Source organism: Campylobacter sp. TTU-622 (assembly GCF_016598965.1).
Lineage (GTDB): Bacteria > Campylobacterota > Campylobacteria > Campylobacterales > Campylobacteraceae > Campylobacter_D.
On record NZ_JAENKR010000038.1, the window covers coordinates 1 to 12,488 of the forward strand.

Consider the following 12,488-nt stretch of genomic DNA (forward strand, 5'->3'; position numbering starts at 1 on the left):
CATCTATATAAATTTTATCAGCTTCTATGATCCCGCCCAAGCTTTTTTTAATTTTTACAATTTGAGCTTTAATTTTTCCACCTTCTAAAAGATCTATATTTACTTCTTTTGCTTCAATATAACCTCTATGTGTTTTAACATAAATTTCTTCAGCATTTATTTTGCTTTTGCTATGTGTTGTTCCTTTAATATTTATTTTTATTGCATTTAAAAAAGTATTTGCAGCAACATTTCCTTCAACATTTAGCTCTTGACACTCTATTTTAATTCCTGAGTTAATAGCATCGTGGAGATCTGAAGGAAATTTAACATTGATAATAATTTCTTTATCAAGTCCAGCTTTAATAGTTCCTATTTTTTTAAAATCTAATTCTTGAAAATCTAAGACATTTTGGATATCGTATTTATTTCCATCTTCAACGACAAATCCTTTTTTTTGCGCTATATATTCTATGCAATCTTCTTTTTCGTTTATTTTTATAGCATCTGTATGAGAAATGCTAAATTTATTTTGCATAGGATCAAGAACTTTTAATAAATGTAGATTTAAATCTCTTCCTTCTTTTCCATTTTTTGCTTTCATATGAGTAAGAATGATTTCATTTTCATCAACTACAATAATGCCTGATCTTTTTTCATCTTGAGTATAATTCTTAGTTTTTTCTTTATAGTTAAAAACTAATATTTCATCTTGGGCTTGTATAGGTGAGATCCCTTTTGCAACGGTAATTTGAGTAAAATTATGCGAAGAAGACTTAATTTTTGCAACACTTTCAAGTAATTGTTTTTTAAAGTCAAAAATACGAATACCAATTAGAAATTTCAATTTAATCATTTTTTTATAAATATTTTGAAGCAATTCTAATGCTATTTTATCATGATACGTTATTTTTTGAAGTTCTATTTCTGCTATAAGTTTCGTTAAATTTTTATTTGCAATCAGCTTAATAGCATCATTAATATTTTTATTTTCATTATGAATAATTTCTATTTTATATTCTTGTTTAATTTCTAAATTATTTTTTAAAAAAATTTCATCTTGTTCAAAAATATTGAGTTCTTTTTCGCTAATTTTTTTCCATTCTTCATTACCAAAACGATACCAAGTTGAAAACGCAAGAAGATTATAGTCAAGTTCATTGATATCTATATTTGTGCGTGAAGCAACTGCTAATAATTCTTTATAAGGGTTTGAAGTGTAGGAAATAATTTTTTCATTTTCTAACAAGTTGTTCTCCGCTATTTTTCATATAAATTATGTATTATAGTAAATTTTTAATCAATTTTGGTTAAAATATTTATTCTAAAAAATTATTAAAATCTTGGTTCTATGGTATTATGAAGAATTTAGTGTTTAAAAATTTTATTATTAATGCTTTGGGAATTTTATTTTCTAGAGTTTTAGGTTTAATAAGGGATATTTTAATTGCTTTATTTTTAGGAGCGGGGCTTTATAGTGATATTTTTTTTGTGGCACTTAAAATGCCTGCCTTTTTTAGAAGAATTTTTGCTGAAGGTGCGTTTAATCAATCTTTTTTGCCTAATTTTACAAAAGTAACAAAAAAAGGAGCTTTTTGCATAAACGTACTTTATCAATTTAGTATTATTGTATTTTTATTTTGCCTTTTAGTAAGTTTTTTCTCTTCGTTTTTTACAAAAATTTTTGCTTTTGGTTTTGATAAAGAAACTATAAAACTTGCTTCTCCTTTGGTGGCCATAAATTTTTGGTATTTATTTTTTATTTTTATTGTAACTTTTTTAGCATCTTTGTTAAATTATAAACAAAAATTCTTTATTACTTCATTTTCATCTTCTTTGTTTAATCTTAGTATAGTTATAGCAGCTTTTTTTGTGGATAAAAACAATCCTTATGAAACGCTTTATTATTTCTCATATTTTATAGTTTTAAGTGGAGTGGCGCAATTAGTTTTGCATATGATTGTTTTTTATAATAGTAGAATTTTAAAAGCTATAATACTTTCTTTAAAATTTAAAAAAACAAAAACAAATTTGAAATCTTTTTATGAAAATTTTTTTCATGGAATTTTAGGTTCTTCTGCTGCACAATTTAGCTCTTTACTTGATACAACTATAGCCAGTTTTTTGATCACTGGAAGTATTTCTTATCTTTATTATGCAAATCGTATTTTTCAACTTCCTTTAGCCCTTTTTGCTATTGCTTTAACGCAAGTTTCTTTTCCTAAAATTTTAAAATATTTAAAAAGTAATCAAGAAAACTTGGCTTTAGAATTTATGAAAAAAGCTTTAGCATTTTTAAGTATTTTACTTGTTTTTTCTTCTATGATTGGTATAATTTTTTCTCAAGAAATTACTAAAATGCTATTTGAAAGAGGTAATTTTTCTAATGAAGATGCCACAATAACAGCTTATGTTTTAATAGCATATCTTTTAGGGCTTTTGCCTTTTGGGTTGCAAAAAATATTATCTTTATGGCTTTATGCTAAATTTAAACAAAAGATAGCTGCTTTTATAGCTTTTAAGGCTTTAACCTTAAGTGCTTTATGTTCTATAGTTTTTATTTTATTTATTGAAGATGAAAAAAATAAGATCTTAGCCGTTGCTTTTTCTTCGTCTATTAGTGCTTTTTATTTATTATTGGCTAATATTAAAGAATTCGGTTTTAAAGAATTTTTTTCTTTAATTTCTTGGAAATTTTGCATTTTGTTTATTGTTATATTTGCTTTGATTGCTGTTTTATTATTTGAATTTAAATCAAATATAATTTTTGTTTTTTTATATATATTTGAGTTTATAAAAGGGATAATTTAATGAAATTAACAGATAGTGTCTCAAAAGAAAAAAAAGAGTTTATTCCAAAAGAAAAAGGAAAAGTAAATATTTATCTTTGCGGTCCTACAACTTATGATGATGCTCATTTAGGTCACGCTAGAAGTAGTGTGTGTTTTGATCTTTTAATGAGGGTTTTTAAAGCTAAAGGTTATGAGCTTTATTTTGCGAGAAATTATACTGATATAGATGATAAAATTCTAAAAAAAATGCAAGAAAAAAATAAAAGTTTAGAGGAATTGAGCGAATATTATATTAAAAGCTATGAAGATGATATGAAAGCACTAAATATATTAGAACCAAATTATAAACCAAGGGCTACTCATTTTATAAAAGAGATGATAGAACTAATTCAAAAACTTTATAATGAGGGTTATGCTTATATTTTAGAAGATGGGGTATATTTTGATACAAGTAAAGATAATAAGTATTTTAGTCTTTCTAAAAGAGACGCTTTTCAAAATCAAAGTCGTTTAGAAAATGAAGTTTTTAAAAAAAATGAAAGTGATTTTGTTTTATGGAAATTTGATGAAAAATTTTATGAAAGTCCTTTTGGTAAAGGAAGACCCGGTTGGCATAGTGAATGTATAGCTATGATAGAAAGCATTTTTCAAGATAAGCTTGATATACACGCTGGTGGGATTGATTTATTGTTTCCACATCACGAAAATGAAGCAACACAATGTCGTTGTGCATATGATTATGAAGTTTGCAACTATTGGCTTCATAATGGTTTTGTAAAAATTAATAATAAAAAAATGAGCAAAAGTCTTAATAATAGTTTTTTTATTAAAGATGCTTTAAAATTATTTCCTGCAGAAGTTCTTAGAATTTATCTTTTAAGTACTCATTATAGAGCCCATTTTAATTATTCTTTAGAAGATTTACAAATGAGTAAAAAAAGACTTGATAAATTTTATAGACTTAAAAAAAGAATAGCACTTCAAAAGTGGGATAATCAATTTATAAATGAAAAATTTGAAAGTAAAATAAGTCAAGAAATTTTATTTGCTTTGGAAGATGATTTAAATATTTCAAAAGCTTTATCCTTGCTTGATGAATTTATTATTAATGTAAATCTAAGGCTTGATAAGGAGAATAAAGATAAAAATTTAAAACAAGAGCTTTCTAGAAGTCTTAAAGAACTTTGTTTGATTTTTGGTTTTGGCTTTTTAGATCCTAGTGAGTATTTTCAGTTTGGAGTAAGTTTAGAGGAAAAAGAATTTATAAAAGAGCAAATTTTTTTAAGAAATGAAGCTAAAAAAAATAAAGATTTCAATAAAGCAGATGAAATTCGTGATAATTTACTTAAAAAAAATATTATTTTAATGGATACTCAAAATGGAACCTTATGGGAAAAAAATAATGCATAAAAAAATGACTTTAATTGATGTTTTAATGCGTTTTAAGCCTTTTTATAAGCAATATTGGAAATATTTTTTATTTGCTATTATAGGCATGCTTTTTGCATCTTTAGGAACCGCTGCAAGTGCTTATGTAATTAAACCAATTTTAGATGATATTTTTGTAAATAAAAATCTTAGCTTATTGTATATAACTCCTTTTTTTATTTTTATAGTTTATTTTTTAAAAAATTTAGGAGCTTATTTGCAAAGCTATTACACAAGTTTTATTGGAATTGATATATTAAGAGTATTAAGATCTAGAGTACTCGAAAATCTTTTAAAGCTTGATATGATGTTTTTTAAACGATATAGAAAAGGGGAGTTAATCAGTCGTTGTACCAATGATATCAATGCTTTGCAAAGTGTAGTGGCTAATATCATTCCTGATTTTTTAAGAGAAGTAATTACTGCCATTGGACTTATAAGTGTTGTAATTTATCAAAGTCCAATTTTAGCTTTTTTTGCTTTAATTGTTTTGCCAGTAGCTATTTTTCCACTTGTTTGGTTTGCTAAAAAACTTAAAAAATATGCAAAAACAACTCAAGAAAAAAATTCAGATCTTTTATCTCGCTTGAGTGAAATTTTTTCTAATATAGAAATTATTAAAGTAAATAATGCTGAAACCAAAGAAAAACTAAGATTTTCAAAAGAAAATGATGAATTAAGTAAAGTTATTTTAAAAAGTGTTCGTGTAACTTCTTTAACAAGTCCTATTATGGAGATTATAGGTTCTTTGGGTGTATCTATAGTTATTATAGTTGGGGGAAGAGAAGTTATACTTGGCAATATGAGCGTGGGAACGTTTTTTAGCTTTATTACTGCACTTTTTATGATTTATACTCCTATAAAAAGGATCTCTTATTTATATGGAGTATTGCAAACTGCTATTGTTGCAAGTGAAAGAACTTTTTATCTTTTAGATTTGAAACCAGAAATTAAAGGAGGAGACAAAAAACTTGAAAATATTTCAAACCTTGTTTTTAAGGATGTTTATTTTTCATATGAAAATGGAAAAGAAATTTTAAAAGGACTTAGTTTTTCTTTAAATAAAGGAGAGATTTTAGCTTTTGTCGGATCTAGCGGGGGAGGAAAATCTTCTATTGTGGGATTAATTCTTCATTTTTTTAGTAGAAATTCAGGAGATATTTTTATCAATAACCATTCCATAGATGATTTTTCTTTGCAATCTTTAAGATCTAAAATATCTTTAGTTACCCAAGATATTTATATTTTTAATGATACTATTGCTCAAAATGTTGCTTATAATGAAGAATTTAATGAAAATAAAGTGATTGAAGCTTTAAAATTAGCTAATGCTTATGAATTTAGTATGCAAATGGGAGGAATTCATTCAAAGCTTTATGAAAATGGTAAAAATTTAAGCGGTGGTCAAAAACAAAGAATTGCTATTGCTAGAGCTTTATATAAGAATCCCAATATGCTTATCTTTGATGAAGCTACTTCAGCTTTAGATAATGAAAGTGAAAAAATTATTGTTCAAACTATAGAAAATTTAAAAAAAGATAGATTAATCATTATGATTGCTCATAGGCTTAGCACTATAGAAAATGCTGATAAAATTGCCGTGATAGATAAAGGAAAGGTTTTAGCAATTGGAACCGATCAAGAATTAATGCAAAATTGCACTCTTTATCAAAAATTTAAAAACAAAGAACATAAAATAAAAGCTTAACTTTATTTTAATTTAGTTAGAATTTAAGTTAAAATTTTTAAGGAAAAAAATGATTTATGAACACATAAAGCCTTTAATTTTTAAATTAGATCCAGAATGTGCCCATAATTTGGTTGAATGCTCTTTAAGGAGTCTTAATACCATTTTTCCGGGTGCGCTTAGTTTTTTAGCTAATCGCTTTATAATTCAAGATGAAAGTTTAAGTCAGAATTTATTAGGTCTTCAATTTAGCAACCCTGTTGGTTTGGCTGGAGGTTTTGATAAAAATGCAACCATGATAAGACCTTTGAGTGCTTTAGGATTTGGTTTTTTAGAATTTGGAACTTTTACACCTAAAGCACAAGAAGGTAATGAAAAACCAAGGGTATTTCGATTAGTGAAGCAAGAAAGCATACAAAATGCCATGGGTTTTAATAATAAAGGTTCTAAAGAGATTTATTCAAATTTAATTAAAATTTATCCTTTTATTTTGCCTTTGGGTGCTAATATAGGAAAAAATAAAAATAGTGAAAATGCATTAGAAGATTATTTTATTTTATTAAAAGAATTTAAAGATTTATGTGATTATTTTATTATTAATATTTCTTCACCTAATACTAAAAATTTAAGATCTTTACAAAATCATAGTTTTTTAAATGATTTATTAAGTGAAGCAAAAAAGATTACCCAAAAACCAATTTTAATTAAAATAGCTCCTGATTTAGAAATACCTTTAGCTATTGATTTATGTAAAAAAGCTATAGAAAAAGGTGCTAATGGATTTATAATTGCAAATACAAGTACTGATTATTCTTTACTTGATAATGGTAGAACTTTTGGAGGAATTAGTGGCAAGCTTATACAAGAAAAGAGTAGTAAATTTTTTAAAGAATTAGCTAAAGAGCTTTTTTCTCATACTCTTTTAATTTCTTGTGGAGGAATTGATAGCGGCAGGGAAGCTTATGAGCGTATTAAAAATGGCGCCCATTTGATTCAAGTTTTTACAGCACTTATTTATAAAGGCCCATCTCTTGTTAGGAATATCAATCAAGAATTGCTTACTTTATTAAGAGAGGATGGTTTTATGCATATTAGCGAAGCAGTTGGAGTAAATATTAAATGATTGATTTTAAAAAAATAAGTCTAAAAAATAAACTTGAAGTCTATGCATTACCTGTAAATAAGAATAGCGAAGTTATTAGTGTTGATATTTTTTATAAAGTAGGCTCTAGAAACGAATTTATAGGTAAAAGCGGTATCGCACATATGCTTGAGCATTTAAATTTTAAAAGTACTAAAAATTTAAAAGCTGGAGAATTTGATGAAATTATCAAAGGATTTGGTGGTGTAGATAATGCTAGTACAGGTTTTGATTATACGCATTATTATATTAAATGTGCTAAAAAAAATTTAAATAAAGCTTTAGAGCTTTTTGCAGAATTAATGCAAAATTTAACTTTAAAAGATGAAGAGTTTCAACCGGAGAGAAAAGTTGTTTTAGAAGAACGTAGATGGAGAACAGATAATAATCCTTTAGGATATTTGTATTTTAGACTTTTTAATCATGCTTTTATTTATCATCCTTATCATTGGACTCCTATTGGGTTTTTAAGAGATATTGAAAATTGGACAATAGAAGATATTAGAGAATTTCACAAGACTTATTATCAGCCTAAAAATGCTATTTTACTTGTAAGCGGTGATATTGATAGCAAAGAAGTTTTTAATCAGGCTAAAAAATATTTTGAAAATATAAAAAATACAAAAATTATTCCAAAGATTTATATGAAAGAACCAAAACAAGATGGTCCTAAAAGAATAGTTCTTAAAAAAAATTCTCAAACCCAAATTCTTGCCATCGGTTTTAAAATTCCTAATTTTAAACATAAAGATATTCCAGCTCTTAATGCTTTAGCTGAACTTTTGGGTAATGGGAAAAGTTCTTTAATGAATGAAATTCTTGTAGATAAATTAAATTTAATCAATGATTATTACGCTTTTGTTAATGATACCATTGATGAAAATTTATTTATTTTTATTTGCAATTGTAATTTAAATATCAAAGCTGAACAAGTTGAGAAGGAATTGTGGAAAATTATTAATAATATAAAAAATGGGGAAATTTCAATAAAAGATTTAGAAAAAATAAAAAATAACACTAAAAGTGATTTTATATTTTCGCTTAGCACTGCAACTGAAGTCTCAAATCTTTTTGGTTCTTATTTGGCAAGAGGAGATTTAAAACCTCTTTTAAATTATGAAACAGATATTGAAAATTTAACTATAGATGATTTAATAAAGTGTGCTAAAAAATATTTTAATGATAATAATTCTACCACAATGATCTTAAGGAAAAAATGATGAATTTAATCGGAGCAATGACTGCTTTAATTACCCCTTTTAAAAATGGTAAAATTGATGAACAAAATTATATCAAACTTATCAAAAGACAAATTAATAACGGTATAGATGTTTTAGTTCCAGTAGGAACAACAGGAGAAAGTGCAACTTTAACCCATAATGAGCATAAAACTTGTATAGAGCTTGCTGTTGCAACATGTCAAAATACTTCTGTTAAAGTTTTAGCAGGTGCAGGAAGCAATGCTACTCATGAAGCTATAGATTTAGCTAAATTTGCACAAAAATGTGGAGCTGATGGTATTTTAAGTGTTACACCTTATTACAACAAGCCAGCCCAAAAAGGACTTTATGAACATTATAAAAGTATAGCAAATAGTATAGAAATTCCTATGTTATTATATAATGTTCCAAGTAGAACAGGCTGTGAAATTGTAACAGATACTATAATAAAGCTTTTTAAAGATTGTGATAATATTTTCGGCGTAAAAGAGGCTAGTGGAAATATTGAAAAATGCGTTGATCTATTGGCTAATGAGCCAGATATTGTTTTAATTAGCGGTGATGATGTTATTAATTATCCTATCCTTGCTAATGGAGGTAAAGGTGTTATTTCTGTAAGTTCAAATTTATTACCTGATCAAATTTCTTTGTTAACTCATGAAGCTTTAAAAGGTAATTATAATTTAGCTAAGGAAATTAATGATAAACTTTATAATATAAATAAAGTGTTATTTTGTGAGAGTAATCCTATCCCTATTAAAACAGCAATGTTTATTATGGGGCTTATAGATTCTTTAGAATTTCGTTTACCTCTTTGCTCTCCAAGTAATGAAAATTTTAAAAAAATTGAAAATATATTAAAAAATTATAACATTAAAGGATTTTGATGAATAATGAATTTTTAGGAAAAACTTTAGTAATTAGTGGCGGAACAAGAGGTATAGGAAAAGCTATCGTATATGAATTTGCAAAAATGGGCGTAAATGTAGCTTTTACTTATAATTCTAATGCTGAATTAGCTAAAGATATAGTAAAAGATTTAGAAGATAATTTCAATATCAAAGCTAGAGCTTATGAATTTAATATTTTAGAGCCAGAAACTTATAAAGAACTTTTTGAAAAAATTGATCAAGATTTTGATAGGGTAGATTTTTTTATTTCCAATGCTATTATTTCTGGACGTGCAGTAGTTGGTGGATATACTAAATTTATGAAACTTAAACCAAGAGGAATCAATAATATCTTTACAGCAACTGTCAATGCTTTTGTTGTTGGCTCTCAAGAAGCTGCTAAAAGAATGGAGAAAGTAGGGGGAGGAAGTATTATTTCTATCTCATCAACTGGAAATTTAGTTTATATAGAAAATTATGCAGGGCATGGCACTGCAAAGGCTGCGGTAGAAGCTATGGCAAGATATGCTGCTACCGAATTAGGAGAAAAAAATATACGCGTAAATGTAGTAAGCGGTGGTCCAATAGAAACAGATGCTTTAAGGGCTTTTACAAATTATGAAGAAGTAAAACAAGCTACAATTAATCTAAGCCCTTTAAATCGTATGGGACAGCCAGAAGATTTAGCTGGTGCATGTTTATTTCTTTGTTCATCTAAAGCAAGTTGGGTAAGTGGTCATACTTTTATTGTAGATGGTGGAACTACTTTTAAATGATAAAATAAATTATAAAATTTATTTTTGTTTACACTTTTTTTATATAGTAAGCTTCATTTATTAAAAGAAAGGTTTATTTATGAAAAAAGTATTTTTATATTTTTTAATGATAATTTCATCATTGATTTTATCAGCTTGTTTTGATTCTAATAATACAAATTCTTTGGAGCAAATTAAAAAGAATGGCTTTGTAAGAATAGGGGTTTTTGGAGATAAACCTCCCTTTGGTTATATAGATGAAAAAGGTGAAAATCAAGGTTATGATGTTTATTTTGCTAAGCGTATTGCCAAAGAGCTTTTTGGTGATGAAAATAAAGTTCATTTTGTTCTTGTTGAGGCAGCTAATCGTGTTGAGTTTTTAAAATCTAATAAAGTTGATATTATATTGGCAAATTTTACTAAAACACCCCAAAGAGAAGAACAAGTTGATTTTGCCTTGCCTTATATGAAAGTTTCTCTTGGAGTAGTCGTGCCTAAAGATTCTACTATATCTAAAATTGAAGATTTAAATGATAAAACTTTATTGCTCAATAAAGGCACAACAGCTGATGCATATTTTACAGAAAATTATCCTAATATTAGAACTTTAAAATATGATCAAAATACAGAAACTTTTGCTGCTTTGCTTGATAAAAGGGGAGATGCCTTAAGTCATGATAATACTCTGCTTTTTGCTTGGGTTAAAAATCATCCTGATTTTAAAATGGCGATTAAGGACTTAGGCAATCATGATGCAATAGCTCCAGCTGTTAAAAAAGGTGATATACAGTTAAAAGAATTTCTTGATAATTTAATTATAAAGCTTTCTAATGAGCAGTTTTTTCACAAAGACTATGAAGCAACACTTAAAGATCATTTCTCAAGTGATATAAGCGCTGAAGATGTTGTTATAGAGGGTGGAAAAATTTAATTTTTAATGAAAAATAAAAAAATAAAAAATATTGTTTATGCCTCTTTAGGAGGCATTTTAGAATTTTATGATTTCATTTTATTTGTTTTTTTTCTTGATATCTTTATTAAAATTTTTTTTCCTCCTCAAGATGAATCTTTTTTAAAATTCAGCTCTTATTTGTTATTTGGTATTGCTTATTTAATACGCCCTTTGGGTGCTATTTTTATGGGGCATTTTGGTGATAAAGTAGGGCGTAAAAAAATCTTTTATATAAGTATGCTTTTGATGATTCTGCCTAATTTTGTTATTGCTTTTTTACCTAATTATGAAAGCATAGGAATTATAGCACCCATTATTTTGTTTTTTATGAGAATTTTACAAGGTTTAGCAATAGGTGCTGAAGTGAGTGGTTCTTGGGTGTTTGTAAGTGAGTTTGTTAGAGGTAGGCAAATACCCTTAGCTTTAGGTTTTATTTCTATGACTTTGACATTTGGTTTATTGTTGGGTGGTTTAACATTTATTATTTTAAAAAATACTTTTAGTGAAAATGATTTAGAATCTTATGCTTGGAGAATTCCTTTTATTATAAGTGCAATATTTGGATTTTTAGCACTTTTTTTAAGAAAACATCTTGATGAAACTCCTATTTTTGAGAAAATAAAAAAGAATAATCAAATTTTAAAATTTCCTCTTAAACAAGCTTTTAAAACCCATAAAACTAGTATGCTTGTTTGTTTTTTAATGAGCGTAGTATTAACAAGTGCTATTGCAACTTTAATGATATTGCCAAAATATTTTCATAAAGTTTTATCTCTAAATAACATGGAAGCTCTTTATATCCAAAATTGGGCAATTTTTATTTTAATGATAGGCTCATTGATACAAGGAATTTTGGCTAAATTTTTTGGATCTTATAAAATTTGTATTATATTTAGCTTAATGTTTATTGTATTTTCTTTATTATTTTCTTTATATAATGATTATTTTATTTTATTTTATTTTTTAGCTTGTTTTTCTCAAGGGATTGTAACTTTTGCACCTGTGTTTATGACTCAAATTTTTAAAAATGAATTAAAATTTAGTGGTCTTTCTTTTGCTTATAATATTTCTTATGCTATTTTAAGTTTTATAACCCCTTTTATAGTAGATTTATTTTTTAATACTTATTTAAAATTTTATTTTATTTTTGTAGGTTCTAGTGCCTTAGTTTGTGTGTTTTTATTAAAATATTTTCTTGCAAAAAATGCAAGAAATATATTTTAATTATTGATAATTTTTTAAAAGTTCAAAAACAATTTTTGATATTCTTTCAACTGAAGCAAGTTCACATCTTTCGTCTGTAGAATGTGGATTATATATATTTGGTCCTATAGAACAACATAAAATTTTTTGTTTTTTTTCGATAATCCCGCATTCTAAACCTGCGTGTATTGCTGAAATTTTAATATTTTTATTTTCTTTTTTAAATATTTTTAATAAGTTATCGCTAAGCTCATTTTCTTTTCCTTCCCATGGTGGATAAAAATTAAAAGATCGGGCTTTAAAATTAAAGGCTTCAAAAAGTGTTAAAGTTTCAAATTCAACTTGTTTTAAATCTTCTAATAAATTTGATCTTGCAAAAAGACTAATTCTTATTTCTTGTTCATTCATTTTTAAAATAGCTAAATTAATACTTGTTTGAAC

Annotated in this window: 10 protein-coding genes and 1 pseudogene; 9 read left to right on the forward strand and 2 right to left on the reverse strand. The window is 26.1% G+C overall.

Features of this window, described 5'->3' with window-relative positions:
* A partial coding sequence (locus JG677_RS04865) for a flagellar assembly protein A (RefSeq protein ID WP_200285459.1) occupies positions 1–1,228 on the reverse strand: 1,228 nt, incomplete at its 3' end.
* A 110-nt stretch (positions 1,229–1,338) separates the two neighbouring features.
* On the opposite strand from JG677_RS04865, the gene murJ reads away from it, so the two are divergent.
* The 9 genes from murJ to JG677_RS04910 all read left to right on the forward strand — a co-directional run bounded on the left by murJ (position 1,339) and on the right by JG677_RS04910 (position 12,068).
* Positions 1,339–2,790, forward strand: coding sequence for a murein biosynthesis integral membrane protein MurJ (gene murJ / locus JG677_RS04870; protein ID WP_200285461.1), 1,452 nt, complete (start codon positions 1,339–1,341; stop codon positions 2,788–2,790).
* Positions 2,790–4,181, forward strand: coding sequence for a cysteine--tRNA ligase (gene cysS, locus JG677_RS04875; RefSeq protein WP_200285463.1), 1,392 nt, complete (start codon positions 2,790–2,792; stop codon positions 4,179–4,181). The genes murJ and cysS overlap by 1 nt, the downstream gene beginning before the upstream one ends.
* Positions 4,174–5,907 (forward strand): ABC transporter ATP-binding protein, encoded by a 1,734-nt coding sequence (locus JG677_RS04880; RefSeq protein WP_200285465.1) that lies wholly within the window; start codon positions 4,174–4,176, stop codon positions 5,905–5,907. Before cysS ends, JG677_RS04880 begins: the two co-directional genes overlap by 8 nt.
* A gap of 49 nt (positions 5,908–5,956) precedes the next feature.
* On the forward strand, positions 5,957–7,009 hold the full coding sequence (locus JG677_RS04885; protein WP_200285468.1) for a quinone-dependent dihydroorotate dehydrogenase: 1,053 nt from the start codon (positions 5,957–5,959) through the stop codon (positions 7,007–7,009).
* The gene (locus tag JG677_RS04890; protein ID WP_200169067.1) at positions 7,006–8,247 is read left to right on the forward strand and encodes a M16 family metallopeptidase; all 1,242 of its coding nucleotides are present in this window, start codon (positions 7,006–7,008) and stop codon (positions 8,245–8,247) included. Before JG677_RS04885 ends, JG677_RS04890 begins: the two co-directional genes overlap by 4 nt.
* Positions 8,247–9,134 carry a 4-hydroxy-tetrahydrodipicolinate synthase gene (gene dapA, locus JG677_RS04895; protein ID WP_200285470.1) on the forward strand — a complete coding sequence of 296 codons (888 nt, stop codon included), beginning with the start codon at positions 8,247–8,249 and terminating at the stop codon, positions 9,132–9,134. The genes JG677_RS04890 and dapA overlap by 1 nt, the downstream gene beginning before the upstream one ends.
* Positions 9,134–9,913, forward strand: coding sequence for an enoyl-ACP reductase (locus JG677_RS04900; RefSeq protein ID WP_200169066.1), 780 nt, complete (start codon positions 9,134–9,136; stop codon positions 9,911–9,913). The genes dapA and JG677_RS04900 overlap by 1 nt, the downstream gene beginning before the upstream one ends.
* A gap of 79 nt (positions 9,914–9,992) precedes the next feature.
* The gene (locus JG677_RS04905) at positions 9,993–10,823 is read left to right on the forward strand and encodes a cysteine ABC transporter substrate-binding protein (RefSeq protein WP_200285472.1); all 831 of its coding nucleotides are present in this window, start codon (positions 9,993–9,995) and stop codon (positions 10,821–10,823) included.
* Positions 10,824–10,829: 6 nt separating this feature from the next.
* Positions 10,830–12,068, forward strand: coding sequence for an MFS transporter (locus JG677_RS04910; protein ID WP_200285474.1), 1,239 nt, complete (start codon positions 10,830–10,832; stop codon positions 12,066–12,068).
* On the opposite strand, the pseudogene JG677_RS04915 reads toward JG677_RS04910, so the two are convergent.
* A pseudogene (locus JG677_RS04915) lies at positions 12,069–12,488 on the reverse strand (M20/M25/M40 family metallo-hydrolase); the annotation flags it as partial.

Coding starts and splice junctions, on each gene's coding strand:
- murJ (WP_200285461.1), top strand. CDS start 1,339: ATGAAGAATTTAGTGTTTAAAAATTTTATTATTAATGCTTTGGGAATT.
- cysS (WP_200285463.1), top strand. CDS start 2,790: ATGAAATTAACAGATAGTGTCTCAAAAGAAAAAAAAGAGTTTATTCCA.
- JG677_RS04880 (WP_200285465.1), top strand. CDS start 4,174: ATGCATAAAAAAATGACTTTAATTGATGTTTTAATGCGTTTTAAGCCT.
- JG677_RS04885 (WP_200285468.1), top strand. CDS start 5,957: ATGATTTATGAACACATAAAGCCTTTAATTTTTAAATTAGATCCAGAA.
- JG677_RS04890 (WP_200169067.1), top strand. CDS start 7,006: ATGATTGATTTTAAAAAAATAAGTCTAAAAAATAAACTTGAAGTCTAT.
- dapA (WP_200285470.1), top strand. CDS start 8,247: ATGAATTTAATCGGAGCAATGACTGCTTTAATTACCCCTTTTAAAAAT.
- JG677_RS04900 (WP_200169066.1), top strand. CDS start 9,134: ATGAATAATGAATTTTTAGGAAAAACTTTAGTAATTAGTGGCGGAACA.
- JG677_RS04905 (WP_200285472.1), top strand. CDS start 9,993: ATGAAAAAAGTATTTTTATATTTTTTAATGATAATTTCATCATTGATT.
- JG677_RS04910 (WP_200285474.1), top strand. CDS start 10,830: ATGAAAAATAAAAAAATAAAAAATATTGTTTATGCCTCTTTAGGAGGC.